Below are 25372 nucleotides of genomic sequence, written 5' to 3'. Positions count from 1 at the left end.
TATTTTTTGATTCAGACATAAAAAAACTCCTTTTATCAGGAGTTTGTATAATTTTAAAATTTGTTTCTGAGGTAGTATTTTGAGCCTAACTCATCATCATCAAAATTATTCATCGGCTTTGGCTTCGGTTTCTTCGCAGCCGTTTTCTTTTTCCACAACTCAAAATCTTCTGTAGATAATTTATTGCGCATAATTTCTGTGACTTCTTTTTCAGAAAGCCCGTACTGGACTTTTATTTCTTCAAAAGGCTTTTTTTCTTCCTGTGCCAGCGTTACAATTCTGTTTAACGCCTCATTGTCAAGTTCCGGACGCTTACTCTTTTTCATCACGTGAAAAATTAAATCGGTAATTAATTATTGTTTTTTAAAGTTATACGTAAATCAATATTACTAAAAAAATCAATAAATAACAACGCTTCCCTAAATTTTTAGGTATAAGTAGTATAATTCAGCACATGCTTAGGTATAGTTATAGGCCCATAAAATTAATATAAGCTGCAAAGGTAATCGTAGTAACAATAACCATTTAGGCAGGTGCATACCTGCTTTGGCATTGGTAACCATGTAAATATTAGCAGGAAAAATAGCAATAAGCAGGGCAATTATACCCCATGCTGCCCATACTGAAACTTCAGGAATGCATAGGCCAATACCCAGTAATATTTCGGCAAGGCCACTTATTTTATTAAGCAAAACAGGTTTTGGCAATGCCGGTGGAATAATACGCAGGTACATTTTCGGTTTACGAAAGTGGTTAAGACCTGCCAGTATATACAGGGCAGCCATAACGTAAAGATGCCAGGGTAGTTGCATAAGTAAAGTAATAAATTACAGCTTAAAGGTAAGCATTATTGCTTTTTTCTGCCCATGTTTAATAAAACAATAGCGCTGAGTATTATGGCAATGCCAAGCCATTGCAGGCCCAGTACTTTTTCATTCAGTATAAAAAATGCCATAATAACCGATACCGGCAACTCTAAAGCCGCTATAATACTGCCCAGGCCTATGGTTATTTTAGGGAAACCGGCATTCATAAGTACAGGGGGTAAAATAGTGCCAAATATGGCAAGCGGTATGCCCCAGCTTAAAAATATATCATAATTAAATGACCCCGGCCAGGTAATGGCGGTAAATGCCAGTACCACAGCGGCCCCGCCCAGCAGCATATATAAACTGCGTAATGATGCTGTAAGGTTTACTGCAATACGGTTGCCAGCATACATGGTTCCCGTGTAAGATGCCGCAGCAAGCAACCCCCAGGCTACGCCTTGTAAGCTTACCATTTGCTCTTGCCCTGTAAGGTTGGTTGCCAGCAATGTGCCGCCAATAACTATACCCACAGCGAGTAGCTTTTTTATACCCGGAAATTTTTTTGTAGAAAACCACTCTGCAATAACTCCCATCCATACACTTTGCATAAGCAATACAATACCTACCGAAACCGATACGTATTGTAAAGACAAGTAATAAAATACACTGGTAAACCCTATGGTGGTACCGGCAATTAGCAGCTGTATTTTATTTTTTGAGGTAGAAGCGGGTGTGGGTACAGCATTTTTATTTTTTTGAAAAATATAAAGCGACGCTACGCCTATAATGCCCAGGAGAATTTGAGAAGCGGTAATTTCGGCAGTGGTATACCCATCGCTGTATGCTTTTTTTACAAAAGTGGCCAGCAGGCCGTAGCTGGCAGCGCCAAGCCCAACCAATACTGCTCCTTTTATAAAATCTTTATTTTCCATAGGTGAAAAAATTACGGCGGGCAAAGGTACTATAAGTATTATGAGGCGCTGATATAATTTTTAATTTTTTAACCGCTAATTGCTATATTTGGCTATTAACCAATAAACTTACATTTTATGAAAATACTATTTTCATTTTGCACAATGGTTTTTATATTACTGCTTTCAGCCGGCAGGGTTAACGCACAAAACTGCGAAATGCTGCACAGCGGAAAGTTTGAATATGATGTTGAGGGCGGGGGAGTAGCCACCGTAATAATTAACGGGAATAAGCACACCGAGTACCATAATGATGGCGAATATGTTATAGAAAGCACGCTGAAATGGGTAAACGAATGTGAATATATAGCCACGCTGGTTCGGGCTACAGTACCCGGTTTCCCATTTAGCCCCGGCACAACACTTAACGTAAGGGTTAAAAAAACAGAGGGCAACAATATTTACTATGTGTGTAAACTGGATGATCACGGCACCACTGCTGTTTTCAGCAGTAAGCTTACTAAAGTGGAGGATTAAAGGCTAAATTTTATACGATAGCCACGCTAATAAACACCAGGCACAATAAATCAACTATAAATATAGTTATAGAGTTAACCAATCTTTATTTCTATGCTTCGTGTTTTTGTACTGCTTGTTACCAGCCTGATCAGTTGCGCACAAAAAAGCAATGATAAACCCGGCCTTACTGCTAAAGATTATACAGTAACCCATACCGAAGCCCTTGTTTATTGTAAAGAACATGGGTTTAACCAAGAATATTATTTTCTGCTTGATTTTAGTATTCACTCAGGTAAAACACGCTTTTTTATATACAATTTTAAGGAGGAAAAAATAACCGGCCGCAGCCTGGTAACGCACGGCAGCTGTGATGTGCCTGATAATTATAGTGATAAATGGCAAAAACCACGCTTTAGCAATACGCAAAACAGCCATTGCAGTGCAATTGGCAAATATAAAATAGGTAACCGCGATTACAGTTCGTGGGGTATACATGTAAAGTACTGGCTGCACGGGTTAGAAGATACAAACAGCAATGCTGTAAAACGCGTAATAGTACTGCATTCATGGAGTGCGGTTTCAGATTATGAAGTGTACCCGCAGTACAGCCCGCTAAGCTGGGGTTGCCCGGCGGTATCAGACAATTTTATGAAAGAGCTTGATGCAAAGCTACAGCAAACCACAAAACCGGTACTGCTCTGGATTATTGAATGATTAAAACAATCCCTGTAAAGCCGGGTTGGTAATGCCTATCTGTTTCGGGTCAAAGGCAAACTTATCTTTTAAAAGGGCTGAATACACGCTCCTGAAATCAGTTTCATAAATAAGGTCGCCCTGGTCTAGGTTTAGCAGGTTAGGATTTTTACCAATAATTGTTCCTTTAGTATTCCCGCCAATTATAAACATAGGCGCTGCGGTTCCGTGGTCGGTACCATGGCCGTTATCTTCAACACGCCTTCCAAATTCCGAAAAGACAACTATGGTAACCTGCTGCATTTTTCCGGCGCTTTTCAGGTCGTTGTAAAAAGCATACACCGCTTCGCTAAGTTCTGTAAACTTGTTTTTTTGCGCACCAAGCTGATTGTTATGCGTATCATAACCGCTTTGCGAACTATAATATACTTTGCTGTTCAGCCCGCCTTTTATAAGGTCTGCAATCCACTTCAGGTTTTTAGAAAGCCCCGATTTTGGGTAGCTTACTTCTGCCGGGGTTGCTTTATCCAGTGCAGCGCTAATGTTTTCAGCTCCTTCTGTAACAGAATTGGCTACTTTTCGTACAAAGTCAAGCTGTGGATTATCAGAAAGGGTTATATTTTCGTCATCTTTATGGCTCAAAAAACGGTCAGGTTTTGCTACAGTAATGGCATTAAGCTCATTACCCATAAGTGCTAAATTATCAGTAGCATCAAGGTTAATGCCTGCTGTGGGCTGGTGGCCTTTACACTGTAGGTCTAAAAAACGCCCTAACCACCCTTCTGAAAGGTATTGATTGGAGGCCGACCCTGTTTGCCATATTTCCTGGCTGCGGAAGTGGGATCGGTTTGGCTCGGGGTAACCAACATTTTGTATTACAGTAAGGTCGCCTTTTTGCTGTATTTCTGCAAAGCCTTTAAGCGCCGGGTGAAACGCCATGCCATTAGTTGCAGCTATAACATCGTTTTTATTTATAGCAATGTTTGGCCTATATTTATAATAAAGCTCATCCTCATAGGGTATAAAAGCATTAAGCCCGTCATTACCACCATTTAGCTGTATAAATACCAGGCTGTTATCTCCTGCAGTCAGGTTTTGCTGTAAAGCAAAAGAATATAAAAAATCAGGTAACAGCAGCAGCCCGCCAGTGCATGTACCCGTAAGTTTAAAAAATCCTCTCCGGTTCATAGTGCTGTATTTTAAATTATCTGAAATTCAGGGGTTTTTGCCATATAGTTAAAAAGGCGCATTATTCCATTTGCAGCCCCTTCGGCTTTTGGGTCAAAATCATATTTGAGTATCGTTTCAAAATCTTTTTGCAGATTATCATCGTCATTAAAAATCAGCCTGTTTTTAAACTGGTTTATAATATCTTTATTGTTGCCTGTTGTGGCATACTGTATATTTGGTTTAAAATTTTTACCCGTACCGGCACTAACACCACCGGTATCTATATTTTCCATTAGTTTCCAATACAGGCCTTTGCTCCGGCACAACATGTCTGCCATATTATTACGCTGAAGGTATAGCTGGGCGGTTAACCATTTTTGCCCGCCTTCCCAGCCTTTTACATTAGGCTGGTTATAAGGTTCCATGCCCTGCTGCTTTAAAAAGGCATTAACTATCTCATATTTGGGTGCTTTTAAGTGAAGCTCGTCCATCAGGTGAAACAAAAAAACAAGGGGGTCTTTTATTTTAGAGCCCGCTGTAGGCTTGTTAAACTCTTCTGTAAACATTTTGGTAAGCAGGGGCTGTATTTCATAATCTTTCTCCCGCAGGTAATCGCCATAATATGTTACCAGCTCTTCAGGCGGATTATCATAAATAAACCATTTCAGCAACTTCCGGGTAATATGGTACGGGGCATTTTTTTGCTGAAAGATAATATCTATCATTTCATCGCTTTTAAAATTTCCTGTTTTGCCAAAATAGGTAAAGGTTTCATTGGTTTCTAAATTGGGGTAGTATACCGCCATTTCTTCGCCATAATTAAGCCCGGCAAGGCCTTTAGCGCCATGTTTAATATCGTCTTCGGTATAATTGCCAATTCCCAGTGTAAAAAGCTCCAGCAGCTCCCGGCTAAGGTTTTCGTTATATTTGCCTTTGCGGTTTTTGTCGTTATTCAGGTATTTTACTACGGCATTTGTGCGTACTGCCTGTTTTGTGAGTTCCCTGAAGTTGCCAAAAGCATGTATACGCAGGGTTTGGTTATGTTTATACGTCCAGTAGGGTACATACGTTTTAGTTTGGGTAGCCACAAAGTGGTTGTGCCAGAAAAAAGTCATTTTTTCGCGAAGGGGATAAGGAGATTCATGCATTTTTTGCAGCCACCAGCGCCTAAAACCCGATCCGGCTTTGTTTAATTGCTTTTTAAGCTTTTCATTCCCCTCTTTTTCATTGCCACTTTCGGCTATTAGCTTTTTGCGGTAAAGGCTGATTTCTTTTTGAGATTTAGGCAAGCCCTCAAGAAATTCAGGCATTGTAGTATCAGGTACGTCTGTAAACGAGTTTTTAAGGAAAGTTTTTATCCCCTGCTGTTTTATAAGTGCTGCCTCCCTGCCGCTAAACCCAAGCCGAAGCGACCATAAATTGTTAGCATCCATACCACCGCCTTTTTAAATAAAGATATTACTATTAGACGATAACGGCCTATAAAAGTTTATTGGTTGCGTGTTAAATTTTTAGTCTCCTCTATCATGTCGCTAAGGTGTACCCGTAATGCTTTTACAGAGATACTTATTTCCCAGAAAGAAAGGGCTAACGATACCAGCATTAAAAACAGGCTGGCCATAAACAGGTAAGCGCCCCAGTTATTAATATCCAAAAACATCAGCGTAAGGGAGAAAACCGAAAAAAACAGGCTAAGTACCCCATACATCTGCATATGGCGGATGAGTGTAAGGCGCAGGTTGAGGTTTTTTATTTCTACAAGAATACTTTTTGTCTGGTTTTCTTCGTAATTTTTTTTAAGCCCACGCACTATACTTGCAATAGTAAGGAAACGGTTAGTATAGGCCAGCAGTATTAGTGATGTGGCTGAGAACAGCAGTGCGGGGGTTTCGGGTGAAAGGTTCATTTAAGTCTGAAGTTTGTAAAGTCTTAAAGTCAAAAAGTTGACGAGATACCAAAGTTACAAAGTTTTTGTTTGGTTGACTGATGTTTTTGAGGGGTTGTATTTACTCTTATTAAGATAAAGGTGCCATTTTGATAATTTTTTTTGGTAAAACATTATCAATATGCTAACAACTGTATGCTGCTATATGTATTACCTTTAAGTTATAATTAAAAAAAAATGTTATGGACTCTATAAACAAGCAACAACCCGAAGATAATTTTAAAAACCTGGCAGGGCAGGAAGGCCTTGAGAAAATTAAGGAACTGGCAAAAGCTGCAGGCTCATGTTTTTTTTGTACGCAGATAGAAACCGGTAAACCATTTGATACCCGCCCAATGGCCCCCGAGGTTATTGATGACGAAGGTAACTTCTGGTTTTTAAGTGCAGACGATTCTCACAAAAACAAAGAACTTGAAAAAGACCCTGCTGCGCAACTTCTTTTTCAGGGTGGGAAGTACAGCGATTTTTTAAGCCTTTACGGGCACTGCACCATCAGCAAGGACAAACAGAAGATTGATGAACTATGGGACCCGATGATGAAAACCTGGTTTACCGAAGGTAAAGATGACCCGCGTATTACGGTTATTAAATTTACCCCTACCGATGGTTATTACTGGGATACCAAGCACGGTATGGCTGTAGCACTGGTAAAACGCGCTTACGGCGCCATAAAAGGCGAAACGTATGATGATAGTGTAGAAGGTACTATTAAGCCTTAAAATAAAAAATCTGCGGTTTTAAAAGATATTTTTATCTGTTTCACTCATTTTCTATCTGAGCACAATACCTGCTATGGTAAGTATTGTTGTGATTATAATTTATTATGTTTTTGTAATAGTTAAATATTGTGTTAAAAACTACATGCAATTGTTAAAAAAAATATATTCTAGATGTTGATATTATTTGTAAATTAGTATTATAATTTTCTTATATGGAGGGTAGAGTATGGGCATGTTTAGTTAATTTTAAATATAAATCATTTTTAGTTGAACTGTTATACAAGAAATATCAAAAAAGAGAATGGTGTATAAGTCTTTTTTTAACCATTGCCTCTTCATCTAGTATCGCAGGATGGTTAATTTGGGATGAATTACAATTACTTTGGACTATAATTATAGCTACTTCTCAGGCTATAACAACAATTAGACCTTTACTTCCATATAATAAGTATATAAAAGAATTAGGTACAAAATATATAAATCTAGAAGATTTAAATTTACAATATGAAAGGTTTTGGGACAGAATATCTAGGGGTAAACTCAATGAGGATGACATAGAAGAATATTATTATGAATTAAAAAAACAAGCAATTGAGATTTTAAAATTTAGTGATGACGTATTTTTTGATGTTCCAAAAAAAATAAATAAGCAAGCGGAAGACAAGATTAGTGTCTTTTTGAAGAGCAATTATAATGTAAAACCTATAAATGATAAATAAATTTATTATGAGTGATGATAAAAAGCACATAAGTGATTCCTCTAACAATGGAAATATTGGAGGCAGAGTTAATGGAGGTGTTGAAAAAAGTAGTTTGCCGGATTATAAATATACACCCCCACCACCGCGAACTGATATTAAACCTACAGATAAGAAATAGAAACCCTGCGGCTCGCACCGCAGGGTTTCTATTATCTCTCATCTATTATCTAATAGTCTTATTCTTATTTAATAAGTTCAAAGCTACGTTTAACAAACGCAGTTAGCTCTTCACCTTTTAAAAGGTTTTGGCTAAGCTTGGCAAGATCCAGTGCTTGTTTAACTAAAGCGGAGCGTTGTGCAGCATCTTCGGTGCCCAATATCTGCCCGGCAAGCTCGCTGTTGGTATTTACTACAAGGTTATACATTTCCGGCATGTTGCCCATACCAAACATACCACCGCCGCCGCTCTGGCTCATCTCTTTCATACGGCGCATAAACTCCGGCTGTGTAATGCGGAAAGGTGTTGCGCTGCTGTCCATAGCCTCAAGCTGAACGGTATAGGTTTGCTTTGGTACAATTTCCTCAAGTTGGGTTTTTAGCTTTTCTTTTTCCTCATCATTTAGTTTGCTTATCTGCTCCTCATCTTTATTAATAAGCTTATCAAGAGAATCAGCATCTACACGGGCAAACGTAAGGTTTTCGTTATCGGCCTCAAGTTTTTGTATCAGGTGAGATACTATAGGGCTGTCTAAAAGCAGCACTTCATATTCTTTTTCTTTTGCATCGGCAATGTAGCTGTGTTGTTCTTCCTTATTGCTTGCATACAATACTACCAGTTTACCGTCTTTATCAGTCTGTTTATCTTTAAGGGCTTCTTTAAGCTCTTCAAGCGTATAATATTTACCATCGGTAGTAGGGTATAGGGTAAAGGCGCCGGCCTTTTCATAAAATTTAGGCTCGCTTAGCATACCGTATTCCAGTACAATTTTAATATCATCCCATTTTTTCTGGAAATCCTCACGGTTTTCGTTAAATAACGATTTTAGCTTATCGGCTACTTTACGGGTAATGTAGTTGCTTATCTTTTTAACGTTGCCATCTGCCTGTAGGTAAGAGCGCGATACGTTTAACGGAATGTCCGGGCTATCTATCACACCGCGTAGCATGGTTAAAAACTCAGGTACAATACCTTCTACATTGTCGGTAACAAAAACCTGGTTTTGATATAGTTGTATTTTATCTTTCTGTACCTGTAGGTCTGCAGATAGTTTAGGGAAGTACAGTATACCCGTTAAGTTAAATGGATAATCTACATTAAGGTGTATGTTAAAAAGAGGCTCCTCAAACTGCATTGGGTACAGCTCATGGTAAAATGCTTTATAATCTTCATCGGTAAGGTCGCTTGGCTGTTTTGTCCATGCCGGGTTAGGGTTATTGATGATGTTATCCACCTCAATTTCCTCTGCTTTATAATCTTCTGGTGCATCTTCCGGCTTTGGCAGCGTTTCTTTACGGGTACCAAATTTAATAGGCACCGGCATAAATTTGTTGTACTTGGTAAGCAGTTCGCGTATGCGGCCTTCTTCTAAAAACTCAGTTGAGTCTTCTGCAATATGCAGTATTATTTCTGTACCACGCGCTGTTTTGTCAGATGGTTCAAGGGTGAATTCCGGGCTTCCATCGCACGTCCAGTGTACAGCAGGTTCCTCTTTGTATGACTTGGTAATAATCTCTACTTTCTCTGCCACCATAAAGGCAGAATAGAAACCAAGGCCAAAATGGCCTATAATACCTGAATCTTTGGCAGAGTCTTTATATTTCTCCAAAAACTCCTCAGCTCCCGAAAAAGCAACTTCATTAATATATTTGTCAACTTCTTCTGCCGTCATACCAATACCCTGGTCAGTAATATGCAGCTTTTTCCCCTCTTTATCTATTTTAACCTCAATTACCGGGTTGCCGTATTCTACATTGGCTTCACCAATACTGGTAAGGTGTTTCAGCTTAAGTGTGGCATCTGTTGCGTTGCTCACAAGTTCACGTAAAAAAATCTCGTGGTCGCTGTATAAGAATTTCTTGATTAAGGGAAAGATGTTTTCTACCGAAACATTAATTTTTCCTGTTGTCATTATTATATCGTTTTTATTGTTTGCTATACACATTTACCCAAATAAGATACCATTTAACCATTAATGACAAATTGGCATTTTTTTAATACGTAAGACAGCCCTCAATTGTTAAAAGATTTTCGTTTTAAGAAAAGATTAATACAGTATCCTGTGCGGATTATCATTATTGTGTAATGCCTTTATTTTTATGTAACAGCAGCAATAAAGTGTGAACCTGGTGTTATAAAAATAATATAAATCCTGTTAAAATTACTACTCCTGTGTTGTAAAATGGGGGGCAATATGCCTAACTTTACCTTGTAATAACAGGCCATTTGCCTTGGTATTAAAAATAATTTTAACCTATAGTACAGATTATGAAAAAGTTTTTATTATTAGCTGTATTTACAGCATTGCTGGCCTCATGCGGATCTTTAGATACTAAAAGCCAGGTGGGCCTAAAAGGTAATTGGACAATTACCAGTGTTACCTATCCCGGTTCAGATTACATTAAGGTAACTACATTTGATATTGCCGACAGCCAGTGTTTTGTGGGCAGTTCATGGAGTTTTATATCTAATAACAATAAAGGGTCTATGAGCCTTGCCAAAGCAGGCTGCCCTTCTTTCAGCAGCCCTATTGTTTGGACTGTAACTAAAGAAGGCGCTTTTACCCTTAAAATAACCGAAGGTGAAAAAGGCAAAAATGTAACCGATGGCTATTACCTGCAAATGCGTAACCAAACCGAAAATTCGTTTCAGTTAATAGATAACGTTTCTGTAGGTGGTAAAAACGTAGAAGTAGTTTACAATTTTCAAAAAGTATAAATAATAAAAACATTAAAAAAATAATTATGAAAACTAATAAATTTTATACAGTAGTACTGTCATTCTTAGTAGTACTGGGCTTGAGTTCTTGCGATGCGGTAAAAAATTCTAACAACACACAACGCGGTGTGGGTATAGGTGCTGCATCTGGCGCGGTGATTGGCGGTGTTATTGGTAACAATGTAGGTAAAGGCGGCAATACTGCCCTGGGCGCCATTATTGGTGGTGTAGTGGGTGGTACTGTTGGGGGTGTTATTGGTAACCGTATGGATAAACAGGCACAAAAAATTGATGAAGCACTACCGGGTGCAGAAGTAGAAAGGGTAGGAGAAGGTATTAAACTTACACTGGGTGAAAACTCTGTAAATTTTGACCTTAATAAATCATCTTTAACTCCTACAGCAAAAGCCAACCTTGATAAACTGGTTCCCGTATTTAATGAATATCCTGATACTAATATAGATATTTTTGGATATACAGACAGTAGCGGTAGCGATGAGTATAACCAAAAATTAAGCGAACAGCGTGCAGCTTCTGTAAAAAGTTATCTTGCCGGCAAGGGACTTTCTGCCAGCAGGTTTAATACTATGGGTAAAGGTGAAGCCGACCCAATAGCGGATAATGAAACTGCTGAAGGCAGGGCAAAAAACAGGCGTGTTGAGTTTGCTATTACCGCAAATGAAAAAATGATAGAAGATGCCAAAAATGAGGCGAATAAATAAAAATAAAAAGACAGCTTTATAACAAGCAAGTAACTGTATTAGAAAAGCACTGTCTTACTATAAATTACTAAAAAAGGCAACGGAGGATTTTAAACCTCCGTTGCCTTTTTTAGTTGTATAAATAACGTTGAGCATAATGTTCTATAGGCAATCTATTATTTGAGAGTAAAGTATAAAGGCAACCATAAGCGCGTACCATAAATTTAACTTATTTTTGTATCCGAAACGGAAAACGCACAGATGGATAATTATAAAATGGTAGCCAAAACACTGTTTGGCTTTGAAGAAATACTGGCAAAAGAATTGCTGCAGCTGGGTGCCCAGCATGTAGAGCAGGGTGTACGCATGGTGAGTTTTGTAGGCGATAAAGGCTTTATGTATAAAGCCAACCTTGCATTGCGTACCGCATTAAAAATTCTGAAGCCTGTAAAAGAGTTTAGGGTGTATAATGAACAAAGCCTCTATAAAGGCATACAGAGTATAGACTGGAGCGATTATATTACTGTAAATAACAGCTTTGTAATTGATGCTACAGTTAATAGCGAACGCTTTAACCACTCGCAATTTGTGGCACTAAAAGCTAAAGACGCTATTGTAGACCAGTTTAGGGACAACACTGGCAAGCGACCGGACATTGACAAAGATTTTCCAGACCTGCGTATTAACGTGCATATTTTTGATGAATTATGTACGGTGTCGCTTGATTCTTCAGGTAGGTCATTGCATCACAGGGGTTACCGCACCGCAACTAACATAGCACCTATAAATGAGGTGCTGGCGGCAGGCATGCTGTTGCTTAGCGGATGGGACGGCCATGGTGATTTTCTGGACCCTATGTGTGGCAGTGGCACCATTTTGGCCGAAGCTGCCATGATAGCCTGTAATATCCCGGCCAATATTAACCGTAAAGAATTTGCCTTTGAAAAGTGGAACGACTGGGACAATGATTTATTTGATTCTATTACCGAATCGCTACTGAAAAAAGTAAAAGAATTTCATTATACCATAACAGGATATGATAAAGCGCCATCGGCTGTGGCCAAGGCAAAAGATAACATTAAAAATGCCAACCTGGAGGAGTATGTACAAATACACCAGGAGAATTTTTTTGATACGGGAAAGCAAACACAGGGGCCACTGCACATGGTGTTTAATCCCCCCTACGGCGAACGCCTTGATGTAGACCTTGAGCGTTTTTACAGGGAAATAGGAGATACCTTTAAACAAGGCTACCCTAATACCCAGGCATGGTTTATAACAGCTAACCTGGAAGCCCTTAAATATGTGGGATTAAAACCTTCAAGGAAAATTAAACTCTTTAATGGAAAACTGGAGGCCAGACTAGTAAAATATGACATATACGAAGGCAGTAAAAGAGCCAAATTTAATAGTAGCATAAATGAATAAAACAGTAAAAGCATTATTATACAATTTTTTAGGATTTGCACCCTTATTCATACTTTTCCTATATGTTATTGATGAGTTTACAGGCCTTTCAGGGTTTTGGGTGCCGTTAACCGCAGCAGTAGTTTCTACTATTATTGCCCCTAAATTTCAGGCAGTAAGGCTTAAAGGGGAGCAGCGTATTTTTATGAAGTGGATTTTTATAAGCGGTGTTAAAGAAGTAAAATAACTAAATCTTGCGGGTATGGATAAAATAGCCCTGATTAAAGGCGATATTACCAAGATGCATACCGATGCTATTGTAAATGCTGCCAATAGCAGCCTTTTGGGCGGCGGCGGTGTAGATGGAGCCATACACAGAGCAGGGGGTAAAGCCATACTTGAAGACTGTATTAAAATAAGAAACCGCCAGGGCGGGTGCCCAACAGGCGAAGCCGTAATTACTACCGCGGGTAATTTACCTGCAAAATATGTAATACACACCGTTGGGCCGGTTTATAACGGTGATAAAAAAGAAAAGGAACTCTTACTTGCTAACGCTTACCGCAACAGCCTTATAGTAGCAGTAGAAAATTCTATTAAAACCATAGCATTTCCTAATATCAGCACAGGGGTATATCATTTTCCTAAACAACGTGCTGCCGAGATAGCCATAACTACAGTAAAGGATTTTTTAAAAAACGATGCCCATATAGATCAGGTGCTGTTTGTTTGCTTTGATGAAGAAAATTACAGCTTATACCAAACGTTGCTTTAATTACCACCTGTTTACCAAATAATGTAGTATATACAATAAAAAAGGGACTCTGTTTGTGCAGAGTCCCTTCGTGTTTAGTTGTGTATTTTGAGGTTTAATTAATTTCACGGTTTATATAAACCCATCCGGTTTTAGATTCGTTATCAAATTCAATCACGTAAAAATATGTGCCGGTAGGTAATTCACCTTTATCGCTTTGTCCGTACCATTCGTTTTTGTAATTGGCTTTGGTGTATACCTGTTCGCCATAACGGTTAAAAATGCTTAGTTTTTTGGCATTCATATAAGAGATGTCAAAGTTGTCATTCATGCCGTCGTTGTTAGGTGATATACCCCTTGGGATGTCACAAAAACCGCTGTCAACACTAAAAGTATATGTGCCAGTACAGCCGCCAGAAGTTGTTACGGTAGCAGTAAAATCTACCGGGAAGTCTGATGCGGTGATGTTGTAATCCCTCATATATTGAGTAACATTAAACATTGTATCGCCTTCCAGTGTATTTCCAAACTGGTCTGTCCAGCTATAGGTTGCTGTAGCGGCATCAAATGAGCTTCCTGAAGCTGATATTTCAAGAATGTACCCATTACCGGTGCCAACCTCGCGGCAGCCTTCAGTACCTGTTAATGTAATGTCGCCTGTTGGTTCTGCTAAGGTAAAGCTAGCAGACTCTGATGTACAGCCTCCGGCACCAATTACGGTAACAATATATGTTCCTGGCGCTACATTATTGAATTCAGTCTCATCCTGATAACTTGCCCCATTATTAATACTGTACGAGTACTCATCTCCCAAAGGAGAAGTTATAATGATACTTCCGGTTCCTGTAGCACACGTAGGTTGTGTCAGGTTAAATTTAGCTACTTCAGGTGTTTCAGGAGCAGGGTTAATTATTATCGCCGGAGTAACAGAGGTACATCCGTTTAGATTTGTTACCGTTATAGTATGAGGGCCGGGAGTTACATTAATAAACATAGTGCCGTTTTGTTCCGGACCATCATCAAGGCTATAGGTAAAACCAGATCCTGTTGGCGAGGTAACCACAATAGTACCTGTTGCTGTAGAACAAGTAGGTTGTGTAACATCTGTAGCTGCTATGGCAGGCGCCGGAGAAGGATCAATAGTGTACGGTTGTGAGTCGGTAGTACAACCTGCCTCATTCTTTGTAGTTATTACATAAGTGGCTCCGGGTGCAAGTCCTGAAAATATAGGGCTTGACTGATAGTTTACTCCGTCAATACTATACGTGTATTCTGTACCTACAGGCGCTGTTATGGTTATTGTGCCTGTTTGTACAGTACAGGTAGGTTGTGTAAGTGTGGCAACTGCCATTATAGGCGCTGTTGGTATCGGGTTTATAGTTATTATACCTGATGTTGATGTACATCCGTTTGCATTTTTAACGGTTACGGTATAATCTCCGGGTGTTAGTCCGGCAAAAAGTGAATTACTCTGAAAGTTGGTGCCGTCTATGCTATAAGTTATACCAGTACCTGTAGGTGCGGTAACCTGTATATTACCCCATGACATAGTAGTACAGTTTGGTTGTGTAACTGTTACAGTAGGTGTATCAGGCGCATCATCAGCAGTGTTTATAGTGATTTCAGCTGTTTCTGAAGTACATCCTGATGTTGACATAACTGTAACAGTGTATGTGCCTGGTGCAAGGTTACTGAAAGTAGTTTCCGTTTGAAAGTTAGTACCATCAATACTATAAGTGTATCCTGTTCCTGTTGGAGCGGTAACTTCTATAGTTCCTGTTGGTGTAGCACAGGTAGGCTGTGTTACAGTAGTTGTTGCTACTGCTGGCGGAGCAGGTACTGCATTTATTGTTATGGTTCCGGTTACTGAAGTACAGCCGTCTGTATTTTGTACTGTTATGGTATAAGTACCTTCAGTTAAGTCAGCAAACGTAGTTCCTGTTTGGAAGTCAGTGCCATTGATGCTATACGTATAACCTGTTCCAGTTGGAGCTGTAATTTCTATAGTTCCTGTTGGTGTAGTACAGGTAGGCTGTGTCACTGTGGTGGTAGCTACTGCAGCTGTAGGAGCAGTGTTTATAGTTACAGTAGTTTGTGAAGTACAGCCATCAGCATTTTGTACCGTTACAGTATACCCCCCCTGACCAAGATCAGCAAAAGTAGTTTCTGACTGGAAGTCAGTTCCGTTAATGCTATACGTATATCCTGTTCCTGTTGGCGCAGTGATTTCTATAGTTCCTGTTGGTGTAGTACAAGTAGGTTGTGTTACTGTAGTTGTAGCTGCCACAGGTGGTGCCGGTGCGGCATCAATAGTTACAGTTCCTGTTACAGATGTACAACCGTCAGCATTTTGTGTGGTTATAGTATAATTGCCCTCGGCTAAACCGGAAAAAGTAGTTCCTGTTTGAAAATTAGTACCATCAATGCTATAGGTATATCCTGTTCCTGTTGGAGCGGTAACTTCTATAGTTCCTGTTGGTGTTGCACAGGTAGGCTGTGTTACTGTAGTTGTAGCTACTGCAACTGGAGCTACTGCATTAATTGCTATATTTCCTGATACTGATGTACATCCTTCGGTATTTTGTACTGTTAGGGTATAAGTACCTTCCGTTAAGTTAGCAAAAGTAGTTCCTGTTTGGAAGTCAGTTCCATTGATGCTATACGTGTAACCTGTTCCTGTTGGAGCGGTAATTTCTATAGTTCCTGTTGGTGTAGTACAGGTAGGTTGTGTTACTGTAGTTGTTGCTACTGCAACTGTAGGCGCAGTATTTATAGTTACAGTAGTTTGGGAAGTACAGCCATCAGCATTTTGTACGGTTACTGTATAGCTGCCTTGTCCAAGATCAGCAAAGGTAGTTTCTGACTGGAAGTCAGTTCCGTTAATGCTATACGTGTAACCTGTTCCTGTTGGAGCTGTAATTTCTATAGTTCCGGTTGGTGTAGTACAGGTAGGTTGCGTTACAGTAGTTGTAGCCGCCACAGGTGGTGCCGGTGCGGCATCAATAGTTACAGTTCCTGTTACTGAGGTACAACCGTCAGCATTTTGTGTGGTTATAGTATAATCGCCCTCGGCCAGACCTGTAAAAGTAGTTCCCGTTTGAAAGTTGGTACCATCAATGCTATATGTGTATCCTGTTCCTGTTGGAGCTGTAATTTCTATAGTTCCTGTTGGTGTAGCACAGGTAGGCTGCATTACAGTAGTTGTTGCTACTGCCGGCGGAGCAGGTACTGCATTTATTGTTATGGTTCCGGTTACTGAAGTACAACCATCAGCATTCTGTACGGTTATGGTATAGCTGCCTTCTGCTAAACCAGCAAAAGTAGTTCCTGTTTGGAAGTTAATGCCATCAATGCTATAGGTATATCCTAGTTCTAAAGGCGCAGTAATTTCTATAGTTCCTGTTGGTGTTATACAGGTAGGCTGTGTAACTATAGTTGTTGCTACTGTAATTGTAGGTATAGTATTTATGGTTACAGTAGTTTGAGAGGTACAGCCATCAGCATTTTGTACGGTTACCGTATAGCTACCCTGGCCTAAACCTGCAAAAATAGGTTCTGTTTGAAAGTTAGTTCCGTCGATACTATAGGTATATCCCAATCCTATTGGTGATGTAATTATAATAGTTCCTGTTGGTATTATACACGTAGGTTGTGTTACCGTTGTTATTGCAGTATCAGGAAGTACCGGTGCAGTATCTATAGTTATAGTTCCTGTTACTGAGGTACAACCTTCAGCATTTTGTACAGTTATAGTATAATCGCCCTCGGCCAGACCTGTAAAAGTAGTTCCCGTTTGAAAGTTGGTACCATCAATACTGTAGGTATATTCTGAGCCGATTGGAGCCGTAATTTCTATAGTTCCGGTTGGGGTGTCACAGGTAGGCTGTGTTACAGTAGTAGTTGCCACCGCTGGCGGAGCAGGCGCTGCATTTATAATTATGTTGCCTGATACAGAGGTACACTCTTCAACATTTTTTACAGTTATGGTATAATTGCCTTCTGCTAAACCTGCAAAAGTAGTTCCCATTTGAAAGTTAACACCGTCTATACTATAACTATAGGCACCGTTTATGGGAGCTGTTACCGTTATAGTACCTGTAGGCTCGCTACAGGTAGGTTGTGTAACTGTTACTTCAGGAGTTGCCGGTGGTGGCGGTACCTGGTTTATGGTTACGGTTGCTGCTGTAGATACACAACCTAATAGCGACATAACTGTTACCTGGTACGTTCCAGGGTTAAGGTTAGAAAATACAGGGCTGCTTTGGTAATCTACACCATTAATGCTGTAAGTAAAATCAACATTTAATGGGCTGTTTATTGTTATACTGCCTGTTGCGGTTGCACAGGTAGGCTGTGTAATGCTTATGTTAGCGGTTGAAGGTATTTCCGGTGCTTCATTTATAGTTACAGGAACTGTGGTAAAACATCCGGCAGATGTTTTTATGGTAAGGGTATAGCTACCCGGTACCAGGCTGCTAAAAATAGGCTCTGACTGAAAGTTAGTGCCATCAAGGCTATAGGTAAGCCCCTGCCCAACGGCTGGTACTATAATAAGGCTCCCGGTGGTAACCAAACATGTAGGCTGGGTAGGTATTACTATAGCCAATGGCAAAGGTGATACGGTAAGTTGTGCCGCATTTGTTACCAGTACACAGCCTGGTGAATTAATTTCACAATAAAACTGTGCTGAATTTAAACTTAGTGGAGCATCAGTAATAGTAAGTGTGGCTGTATTGGTACCCGAAAAATTTCCATTATCAGTTATATTACTCCAGTTTCCTGAACTGTTCAGCATTTTCCATTGGTAGGTGTAATCTACTTGATCACTTATTGCTACAGCAAATTGTGCCCCGCCCCCTTCGCAAATTGCCTCGCTTGCAGGCTGGGTTGCCACATAAGAATTGTTATCGGTGGTTATAGAATGTATGCCAAGGTTGGTGCATTCTTCAGTATTGCTAATAGTCCAGTCGGCACTGTTGTATGCTGCCGCAGGTACCGAAGCATTAGCATTACGTATCATTGTAAACCCTAAGTTTGACGGTGTATATACCCTGTCAATTACGGTTCCGTTTTTTTTGAGTTGTAATTCATCACTATCATTAAAACCTGTTGTAAGTGTTGCAGACGGAGTTCCGGACAGGCCACAAACAGGGGTGCTTGTACGTGCTATATAAACAGCATTAGGGGCAAGGGTTCCGCTTAAAGCAATATCATATGTGTTGCCGCCCCCTATTGAAGCGGAGCGTGCAATACTATATTGTGATAGATTTATGGGTGCGCCTGTTGCGTTATATAATTCAATAGCGCCACCTTCACCGGCTTCGTCATCATATACTTCAGATATAAAAAGTTCGGTAGGTGAAACAGCGCTTCCGCAATTTGATATTATTAAGTTAAAAGGAGTTGATGAATTTCCGCTACAACCATTGCTTACTACAGTTACAGTTCCTGAAGTTGCATTTTCGGGTACTATAGCCTTAATCTGGTTGTTAGAAATTACTGTGAAGCCAGGAGAAGCTACTCCATTAAATAATACAGAAGTAGTACCCGAACCAGTTTGAAAACCCGAACCATTTATTGTTATTAATGTATGTGCAGGCCCTGAAAGGGGAAAGAAAGAGCTTACTACTGTAGAGGCACAAGTACTTGTTACAATACCATTTAAGGTGAAGTCATCCAGCCTGAAAGTACCGCTGCCGGTAGCGCCGCTAAGGTTTAATTTCACAGTTACAGTACCTGTAAGGCCTGTAACTGCATTTGCTACCGGAGTAAGGCCAATTTCTTCTCCTGTAGTTTTTATATCTCCTGAGCCTACCATAATTCCGTTTATGGTCATGCTCCAGTTTTGTGCACCGGTATTACTCCTGCGTCTCCAGAAATTAAATGAGTTAATATCTAATTGTTTGCCCGGGGCAACCTGAAAATTAAATGTTATAGTAGGTGTTCCTCCACTATTTGATAACGCAATAGCTTCTCCACTTGCGCCGCTAAAACTTGTCCAGGCGTTGTTGCTATTTGTCCATGATGAGTTTGATAAAGCAGCATCTAAAACTGATGGAGTATCAGTATAAGGGTGAGTGGTAATACTACTGGTTCCAAAATCATGCATGTAAACCTGTGCATGACTTATTGTGTTTATTATAAATAAAAAAGACAGTAATAAGACATACCGTAAGGTAGTTTTTCTTTTCATAGAGTAAGGTGTTTTTTAGCTTTTAGTTGCAATTGGTGTCAAAATTATAATTCCTACTGTTTATGCCTTTATAATTAAGCTATGTTTAAGTAAAAATTAACAATTGTTTAACAAAAATAAGGCCATTATTTTAAATAAATGGTAATTTTTGAGTTTTTTATAGAGAAATAAATAAGGCACCGGAAATTTCCGGTGCCTTATTTATTAATTTCTGAAAAATCTGTATTCTAATTTATTTGACGGTTAACATAAATCCATCCGGTTTTATTTTCGCCTGCATTTGTCTCGATAGAGTAAAAATATGTACCTGTAGGAAGCTCATCACCGCTGGCAGTTTGTCCGTGCCACTCAGTTGTGTAATTAGATTTGCTGTATACTTCTTTACCATAACGGTTAAAAATAACAAGCTTTTTCACACCAAGGGCCATCAGGTCAAAATTATCATTATCACCATCGTTGTTTGGTGAAATACCGCGTTGTATGTTACAGCTTATATCGGCCACTTCGTATAACACAGAGTTTTCGCAATCGGCATATTGTACAGTAAGTACAAACTGTGCCGGTAGGGTAATGCCTGATGTTGCCGCATAATCGGTCACATTAAAAGTAGGGGAGTCATTACCTACCGGTACACCCTGGGCAGTAGTCCAGTTAAATGCTATACCCGTCTGATTAAAGGCATCGCCTGTTGGGGTTGCCGTTATAATATAAGCATTGTTTTCGCAATTGCCATTAAGGGTAAAGCTAAGGTCGTTACTAATGGTAAAGGTATCACTAAAAGTTGCCCCTTCATTACAGGTTGCTGCGTCGGCCGCTACAGTATAGGTTACTGTATATATACCAGCCGCACTGTCAGAAATATTAATTTCTCCCGTTGTTGCATTAATAGCCAATCCGTTGCTTGCTGTAAAAGTGCCTCCTGTTGTGAATCCTGGAGCAAGTGCAGGAGTATCACTGGCTGTGCCAAAGCAGTATGAATCGGCAAAGTCAAACTGTACTATAGGTACAAAAGCCGGAGATACGGTTACTATAAAAGTTGTGCTGCCCGAAGCAACGCAATTTGTACTATCTCCTCCATACGTGTATGTAATATCATATGCTCCAGGCTGGCTGGCTGAGGCGTTTATTTCACCTGTAGTTGCGTCTATAGACAGTCCTGCGGGGACAGCGGTAAAGGTGCCTCCTGCTGTAATATTTGCATCGAGTACCGGAACCTGATTTCCGCCGTTTTGGCAGAATACTGTAGGGTAGCTAAATCCGGTTACAGGCTGTACCGATGGTGATATAGTTATTGTATCAGATGTAGTGCTGGCAGGTATACAGTTATCAGGGTCGGCAGTTATGGTGTACGTTATGGTATAAGTACCCGGCAAGCTGTTTTCAACATCAATTTCTCCGGTTGCAGTATTAAATACAATCCCTGTTACATCGGACGTGAATGTTCCCCCTGTTGTAAATCCTGGTGCTTTATCAGGCATTAATGTAGGCACACCACAAATTTCTGAAGGTAATGTAAATGTTGTTACTACAGGAATGGAAGGGTTTATGGTAACGCTTACTGCTGTCCTGTCACTTTCGCAACCTTCGGCAGAAGTTTGGCTTACATAGTAAACAGTAGTACCGGTAACCGAAGTATCAGGTGTTATTGATGCTACTGCTGTGCCCCCATTTGCTACAGTGTACCAGTTAAGAGTATACCCTGGCTCTGCTGTAGCTGTTAAAGGCGTTGCTACTGTATTGGAACAATATTCAACATCATTAGCAAGTGGTGCATCTGGTGTTGGGTTTACAGTAACAGTAATTTCAGCCCTGTTGCTTTCGCAAATACTTAATGTCTGGCTAACATAATAGCTGGTTGTGCCTGCTACTGAAGTATCCGGAGTAGGGGCGCCTGCAAGAGGCGTTCCGCCTGTTGGGTCAGTATACCAATTTAGGGTATAGCCGGGCAAAGCCTGAGCGGTAAGTACCGCAGGTGCGTCATTCTGGCAATATGTTATGTCTGAGACAACTACCGGGCTGTCTACAGCAATACCGTCAAAAGTAATTTCCAGCGTACTGGTACAATAATCTGTTGTCCAGTCATAATAATAACTGCCTTCTTCTGTAAAGCCTGTAATAGTAGTGGTATTACTTACAGGGTTGGCAATTACTGTGGCGCTTGGATTATCAGTATGTGCAACCCACTCTCCGTTACCATTTGCGGCAACGTTTGCTATAACACTAGAGCAGTCTAATGCCAGCGGGCTTGGGGTGATAATACCATTGTTGGCTGTAAAGGTAATTGAATCAAGATAGTTACCTACACTTGCCCCGCCAACACTTGATACCGATTGAAATATAAATCGTGTAATAGGCTGGTTTGTAGGTACAATATAAGAACCTGTGTTAAAACTCCATGCAGTATTTCCGGTAGTTACAGGTGATCCAACATTTACATATGGTCCGCCGGGGGGGCCTGCAAGTAACTGGCAGGTATCTGTACCCTGCCTTCCGCGGTGTGCAAAACTGTAATTAAATACTGTTCCGGCAGCCGGAGTATCATAATCCTGATACACCCCGCTTACAAGGTTGGCGTTAAGTTCTATAAATTGCGAACCGCTGTATGATGGCACATTTTCGTAATTAGGCACAGGCCAAAATTCCATCATCTGGTCAGAAGCTGTAGTCCTCCAGCCCTGAACCGCATTGTGGTTAACAAATGTTGGAAAGGTACTATTGGTTACAGAAGGTAATTCAAAGTCATAATTTATAGTAGTGATAATACACTCATCCTGATTTTGGTTACTTGGGCCATTAAGTGTGTTTACACAAATATCAAATGACGTGGTAAGCGTAGGGCTGCTGTTGTTTATAGTAAGCCTTACGGTATACACAGTGCCGGGTGTAAGCCCGTTGGCATTTAATACATTGTTTACGCTACAGTCAACAAGAGAAAGGTTACCGCAGCTATCACCTTCATACAAACTTATTACTATAGGCTGTTGCGATGCTATGTTATTGAAGTTGGAAAGTGATATGCCGTGATAGGTAGAAGTAGCCTCAAAATTATACCATATATCCGAGCCGTTTATACCGCTACATGGCGCTGTTGCCGAGGCTGTTGCGCCGGTAAAGTTTGCTGTAGTAGTATCAATACAGTCTTCATCGGGATTTACAGTTAAAGCTACCGAACCAGAGCAGTCGTCATTTCCAATAGCTGTATGGAAAGCAAAAGGCCCTGCCCAGGTGCTGTTTCCGTCTTCGCCGCCACAAAGCGCGCGTACATAAAACACATAATTAGTATCGGGCGTAAGGTTAAGTGTTGAAGCATCAAACGATGTTGCAGATGCATCTTCCCCGTCTGTTGCAGCAGTTGGCGCAGCAGTACCTGCAGTTACTACATATACTTCCCAGTCAGAAGCGGAGCCCGCTTCTGTCCATCCCAATAAGGCACCCGTACTTGTAATACTAGTAGCTGTAAGTGTTATTGGTTTAGGGCATGTAGGTAGTGTAGTAAAGCTAAAAGGGCCTGCCCACGGGCTGGTGCTGTCTTCAGAACAAAGTGCCCTTACCCAAAACTGATAGGTAGTATCAGGGGTAAGTTCGTCTGCATTATAGGGGAGTGTAGTATTTTCTCCATCGGTAGCATCTGTTGGTGGTGTGCCGCCTGTTGGCTGCACTACCACTTCCCATTCGGTTGCTCCTACTGGGCCTGTCCAGCTAAGGTCTGCCGTAGTGGTATCTATATTGGCTGCTGCAAGTGCTGTTGGTGCTAAACATGCAGGGGTATCACAATCTACTGTTGTATTATATAATACAGTGTTTTGTGAACCGGTACCAGGGTTTTTGGTAAACAGGGTTTGGTCAAAACTATTTTTAATAGATACACCTACTTCTGAAGCAAAGCTACCACCAGAGTTCCAGAACAATTGAAGAGGAGCATCATTACATACCGAGAAAGTAAAGTTATTTGGTCCTGCACCGCTTGTCATGGTAAGGGTGCCAATGGTAGTGCCGTTTTGAGATACTGTCATGGTGTTGCCATTCCAGCCGTCACCCCATGAATCCCAAACTGTAAAGGTCCATATACATTGGTCTTCAGGGTTACATATAGTAGTATTAAAAGTTACCGGGGCAGACCACTGGCTTTCGTCAGTATCTTCGGTACATATTGCTTTTACATATACCTGGTAAATAGTGCCTGCAGTAAGGCCTGTGTTATATTCCAAAGGGTTATCGGTAGTAACCACGCCCTCGGTAGTAGCTGTTGGCGCCGGAGAGCCATTAGTTACCACATATACTTCCCACTGGGTAGCTGTACCGGTTTCCGTCCAGCCTATGGTAACTGTTTCCATTCCAATGGCAGTAGTAGTTATATTTATAGGTTTAGGGCAGGTAGGCAGGGTGGTAAAGCTAAAAGGGCCTGCCCATGTACTTGTACCATCAGTACAAATTAAACGTACATAAAACTGGTAGGTGGTATCTGGGTCAAGATCTTCCCCTGTGGTGGTTACTGTAGTTGCCGTTACCGGGTTGGTAGTAGTAACTACACCTGCAGTAGTAGCCGTTGGTGCGGGTGCACCTGTTGGTACCACATAATATTCCCAGTTACCTGTAGCTGGGCCTGTCCATCCCAGGTTGGCTGTGTAGGTGGTTATGCCGGTAACGGTTAAGCCGCTTGTAGGCAGGCACAACGGGGTATCACAATCAATGGTAGCATTGTAAAGTGAGGTGTTTTGAGAGCCCGTACCCGGGTTTTTGGTAAAGATTGTCTGTCCAAAATTGTTTATTATAGAAACCCCTACTTCTCCAGGAAAGCCACCACCAGAGTTCCAGAACAGCTGTAAAGGCTGGTCATCACACAAGGCGATAGAAATAGTGTTAGGGCCGGCACCACCGGTCATGGTAAGGGTACCCATGGTAATGCCGTTTTGGGATACCGTCATGGTGTTGCCGTTCCAGCCATCACCCCAGGAGTCCCATACTACAAAAGAGTAGGTACACTGGTCTTCAGCCTCACAAACACCTGTACAAAAATTTTCAGGGCCTATCCAGTCACTGGTACCACCGTCGCCACATACTGCACGTACATAAAATTTGTAGCAGGTACTGGCGGTAAGGTTTTCAACCGTTATAGGCAGGGTGCCGGTATACACAACCCCTTGCCCCACAGGTACATCGTCATCGGCTACAACCTCTACTTCCCAGCTGGTAGCCCCACTGGGGTTATCCCAGCTAAGGTCGGCTGTGGTAGCACCAAGGTTGGTGGCCGTAAGGCTGCTTTCGGTAGGGGCAAGGCATTCTGAAACTACTTTTACGTTGTCTATAAGCCAGCGGTCCATCTGGTCACCTTTCATGATAAAGGCAATGTAAACCTGGTCGCCGGCAGTGCCGGCTATATCAATTACTTTTTCAACATAATCCAGCTGAACCGGGTTTATTTCCAGTTCCGTCCACCCATCGCTGTCAATCAGGGATATAAATGTTGATGGGTCTGTAGGGTCGGTACCCATACGTACATCATAAACAGACCCCTGGTTGTTGTTAAGGGTAAGCCTTGAAAAAAAGTGCAGTTCAGCATTTTCAGGCAGTGTAAACTGTTTGGTTATCAACCAGTCTTCGGTCAGGTTGGTACCTGTACCAGGTGCATTATCACGGTCAAGGAAGGCTGCATGGCCTGAGCCTCCGTATGCAGGGTAATCTGAATTGCTTTCCTGCTGTGCCCAGAATTTTCCGGGCCCGTTGGGGGCCACATTCCTGATATACCATCCTGAAGGGCCGTAGTTGCCTTCGCCAAATCCTAAAGTAGCAGGATATGGGGTCCACGCACCTTCAAAATTCTCCTCGGCAAGCTGTGCAAAACTACATAGCGTTGATAGTAAGAAAAGAAATAGAAGAATAATTTTTTTCATAAACATTAGTTAGTTATATATTTA

Annotated in this window: 19 protein-coding genes; 10 read left to right on the top strand and 9 right to left on the bottom strand. The window is 40.9% G+C overall.

The window, feature by feature from the left end:
* Positions 1-53: 53 nt before the first annotated feature.
* The 3 genes from ABS766_RS01085 to ABS766_RS01075 form a co-directional block, all read right to left on the bottom strand.
* On the bottom strand, positions 54-326 hold the full coding sequence (locus tag ABS766_RS01085; RefSeq protein WP_408083234.1) for a DUF2805 domain-containing protein: 273 nt from the start codon (positions 324-326) through the stop codon (positions 54-56).
* 132 nt (positions 327-458) lie between these two features.
* A complete protein-coding gene (locus tag ABS766_RS01080; RefSeq protein WP_408083233.1) occupies positions 459-812 on the bottom strand; it encodes a DoxX family protein in 354 nt (117 codons plus the stop codon).
* A 35-nt stretch (positions 813-847) separates the two neighbouring features.
* Complete coding sequence (locus tag ABS766_RS01075) at positions 848-1741, bottom strand: EamA family transporter (protein WP_408083232.1); 894 nt, start codon at positions 1739-1741, stop codon at positions 848-850.
* Positions 1742-1858: 117 nt separating this feature from the next.
* On the opposite strand from ABS766_RS01075, the gene ABS766_RS01070 reads away from it, so the two are divergent.
* Together ABS766_RS01070 and ABS766_RS01065 are read left to right on the top strand one after the other, a co-directional pair.
* On the top strand, positions 1859-2257 hold the full coding sequence (locus ABS766_RS01070) for a hypothetical protein (RefSeq protein WP_408083231.1): 399 nt from the start codon (positions 1859-1861) through the stop codon (positions 2255-2257).
* A gap of 93 nt (positions 2258-2350) precedes the next feature.
* Complete coding sequence (locus ABS766_RS01065) at positions 2351-2953, top strand: murein L,D-transpeptidase catalytic domain-containing protein (RefSeq protein WP_408083230.1); 603 nt, start codon at positions 2351-2353, stop codon at positions 2951-2953.
* On the opposite strand, the gene ABS766_RS01060 is transcribed toward ABS766_RS01065, so the two are convergent.
* The 3 genes from ABS766_RS01060 to ABS766_RS01050 are packed head-to-tail and all read right to left on the bottom strand — an operon-like array spanning position 2954 to position 6008.
* The gene (locus ABS766_RS01060; protein WP_408083229.1) at positions 2954-4120 is read right to left on the bottom strand and encodes a DUF1501 domain-containing protein; all 1167 of its coding nucleotides are present in this window, start codon (positions 4118-4120) and stop codon (positions 2954-2956) included.
* 11 nt (positions 4121-4131) lie between these two features.
* Positions 4132-5535 carry a DUF1800 family protein gene (locus ABS766_RS01055; RefSeq protein ID WP_408083228.1) on the bottom strand — a complete coding sequence of 468 codons (1404 nt, stop codon included), beginning with the start codon at positions 5533-5535 and terminating at the stop codon, positions 4132-4134.
* A 56-nt stretch (positions 5536-5591) separates the two neighbouring features.
* Complete coding sequence (locus ABS766_RS01050; RefSeq protein WP_408083227.1) at positions 5592-6008, bottom strand: DUF2721 domain-containing protein; 417 nt, start codon at positions 6006-6008, stop codon at positions 5592-5594.
* Between the two features lie 221 nt (positions 6009-6229).
* On the opposite strand from ABS766_RS01050, the gene ABS766_RS01045 reads away from it, so the two are divergent.
* The 3 genes from ABS766_RS01045 to ABS766_RS01035 all read left to right on the top strand — a co-directional run bounded on the left by ABS766_RS01045 (position 6230) and on the right by ABS766_RS01035 (position 7645).
* Positions 6230-6766: a pyridoxamine 5'-phosphate oxidase family protein gene (locus tag ABS766_RS01045; RefSeq protein WP_408083226.1), complete on the top strand. Its 537-nt coding sequence runs from the start codon at positions 6230-6232 to the stop codon at positions 6764-6766.
* A gap of 212 nt (positions 6767-6978) precedes the next feature.
* Complete coding sequence (locus ABS766_RS01040) at positions 6979-7485, top strand: hypothetical protein (protein WP_408083224.1); 507 nt, start codon at positions 6979-6981, stop codon at positions 7483-7485.
* A 7-nt stretch (positions 7486-7492) separates the two neighbouring features.
* Positions 7493-7645: a hypothetical protein gene (locus ABS766_RS01035; RefSeq protein ID WP_408083223.1), complete on the top strand. Its 153-nt coding sequence runs from the start codon at positions 7493-7495 to the stop codon at positions 7643-7645.
* 64 nt (positions 7646-7709) lie between these two features.
* Here ABS766_RS01035 and htpG read toward each other — a convergent pair whose 3' ends face one another.
* Positions 7710-9596, bottom strand: coding sequence for a molecular chaperone HtpG (gene htpG / locus ABS766_RS01030; RefSeq protein ID WP_408083222.1), 1887 nt, complete (start codon positions 9594-9596; stop codon positions 7710-7712).
* 356 nt (positions 9597-9952) lie between these two features.
* On the opposite strand from htpG, the gene ABS766_RS01025 reads away from it, so the two are divergent.
* From ABS766_RS01025 to ABS766_RS01005, 5 genes are all read left to right on the top strand, one after another.
* Positions 9953-10402 (top strand): lipocalin family protein, encoded by a 450-nt coding sequence (locus tag ABS766_RS01025; RefSeq protein ID WP_408083221.1) that lies wholly within the window; start codon positions 9953-9955, stop codon positions 10400-10402.
* A gap of 26 nt (positions 10403-10428) precedes the next feature.
* Positions 10429-11124 (top strand): OmpA family protein, encoded by a 696-nt coding sequence (locus ABS766_RS01020; RefSeq protein ID WP_408083220.1) that lies wholly within the window; start codon positions 10429-10431, stop codon positions 11122-11124.
* A gap of 240 nt (positions 11125-11364) precedes the next feature.
* Positions 11365-12531, top strand: a complete 1167-nt coding sequence (locus ABS766_RS01015) for a THUMP domain-containing class I SAM-dependent RNA methyltransferase (protein ID WP_408083219.1) — start codon at positions 11365-11367, stop codon at positions 12529-12531.
* Positions 12524-12757, top strand: a complete 234-nt coding sequence (locus ABS766_RS01010) for a hypothetical protein (RefSeq protein WP_408083218.1) — start codon at positions 12524-12526, stop codon at positions 12755-12757. Before ABS766_RS01015 ends, ABS766_RS01010 begins: the two co-directional genes overlap by 8 nt.
* A 15-nt stretch (positions 12758-12772) precedes the next feature.
* A complete protein-coding gene (locus ABS766_RS01005) occupies positions 12773-13285 on the top strand; it encodes an O-acetyl-ADP-ribose deacetylase (protein WP_408083217.1) in 513 nt (170 codons plus the stop codon).
* Between the two features lie 94 nt (positions 13286-13379).
* Here the strand turns inward: ABS766_RS01005 and ABS766_RS01000 are convergent, their stop codons facing one another.
* Together ABS766_RS01000 and ABS766_RS00995 are read right to left on the bottom strand one after the other, a co-directional pair.
* The gene (locus tag ABS766_RS01000; RefSeq protein ID WP_408083216.1) at positions 13380-19457 is read right to left on the bottom strand and encodes a T9SS type B sorting domain-containing protein; all 6078 of its coding nucleotides are present in this window, start codon (positions 19455-19457) and stop codon (positions 13380-13382) included.
* 227 nt (positions 19458-19684) lie between these two features.
* Entirely contained in the window at positions 19685-25348 is a 5664-nt protein-coding gene (locus ABS766_RS00995; RefSeq protein ID WP_408083214.1) for a fibronectin type III domain-containing protein, read from the bottom strand.
* Between the last annotated feature and the right edge of the window lie 24 nt (positions 25349-25372).

Source organism: Flavobacterium rhizosphaerae (assembly GCF_046000445.1).
Classification (GTDB): Bacteria; Bacteroidota; Bacteroidia; order Flavobacteriales; family Flavobacteriaceae; genus Flavobacterium; species Flavobacterium rhizosphaerae.
Note: the sequence above shows the minus strand (reverse complement) of the source record. Positions and strands in the feature narration are given on the sequence as shown.

Bases quoted from the DNA above. Each gene is read 5' to 3' on its own strand.
- ABS766_RS01085 (WP_408083234.1), bottom strand. From the start codon at position 326: ATGAAAAAGAGTAAGCGTCCGGAACTTGACAATGAGGCGTTAAACAGA.
- ABS766_RS01080 (WP_408083233.1), bottom strand. From the start codon at position 812: ATGCAACTACCCTGGCATCTTTACGTTATGGCTGCCCTGTATATACTG.
- ABS766_RS01075 (WP_408083232.1), bottom strand. From the start codon at position 1,741: ATGGAAAATAAAGATTTTATAAAAGGAGCAGTATTGGTTGGGCTTGGC.
- ABS766_RS01070 (WP_408083231.1), top strand. From the start codon at position 1,859: ATGAAAATACTATTTTCATTTTGCACAATGGTTTTTATATTACTGCTT.
- ABS766_RS01065 (WP_408083230.1), top strand. From the start codon at position 2,351: ATGCTTCGTGTTTTTGTACTGCTTGTTACCAGCCTGATCAGTTGCGCA.
- ABS766_RS01060 (WP_408083229.1), bottom strand. From the start codon at position 4,120: ATGAACCGGAGAGGATTTTTTAAACTTACGGGTACATGCACTGGCGGG.
- ABS766_RS01055 (WP_408083228.1), bottom strand. From the start codon at position 5,535: ATGGATGCTAACAATTTATGGTCGCTTCGGCTTGGGTTTAGCGGCAGG.
- ABS766_RS01050 (WP_408083227.1), bottom strand. From the start codon at position 6,008: ATGAACCTTTCACCCGAAACCCCCGCACTGCTGTTCTCAGCCACATCA.
- ABS766_RS01045 (WP_408083226.1), top strand. From the start codon at position 6,230: ATGGACTCTATAAACAAGCAACAACCCGAAGATAATTTTAAAAACCTG.
- ABS766_RS01040 (WP_408083224.1), top strand. From the start codon at position 6,979: ATGGAGGGTAGAGTATGGGCATGTTTAGTTAATTTTAAATATAAATCA.
- ABS766_RS01035 (WP_408083223.1), top strand. From the start codon at position 7,493: ATGAGTGATGATAAAAAGCACATAAGTGATTCCTCTAACAATGGAAAT.
- htpG (WP_408083222.1), bottom strand. From the start codon at position 9,596: ATGACAACAGGAAAAATTAATGTTTCGGTAGAAAACATCTTTCCCTTA.
- ABS766_RS01025 (WP_408083221.1), top strand. From the start codon at position 9,953: ATGAAAAAGTTTTTATTATTAGCTGTATTTACAGCATTGCTGGCCTCA.
- ABS766_RS01020 (WP_408083220.1), top strand. From the start codon at position 10,429: ATGAAAACTAATAAATTTTATACAGTAGTACTGTCATTCTTAGTAGTA.
- ABS766_RS01015 (WP_408083219.1), top strand. From the start codon at position 11,365: ATGGATAATTATAAAATGGTAGCCAAAACACTGTTTGGCTTTGAAGAA.
- ABS766_RS01010 (WP_408083218.1), top strand. From the start codon at position 12,524: ATGAATAAAACAGTAAAAGCATTATTATACAATTTTTTAGGATTTGCA.
- ABS766_RS01005 (WP_408083217.1), top strand. From the start codon at position 12,773: ATGGATAAAATAGCCCTGATTAAAGGCGATATTACCAAGATGCATACC.
- ABS766_RS01000 (WP_408083216.1), bottom strand. From the start codon at position 19,457: ATGAAAAGAAAAACTACCTTACGGTATGTCTTATTACTGTCTTTTTTA.
- ABS766_RS00995 (WP_408083214.1), bottom strand. From the start codon at position 25,348: ATGAAAAAAATTATTCTTCTATTTCTTTTCTTACTATCAACGCTATGT.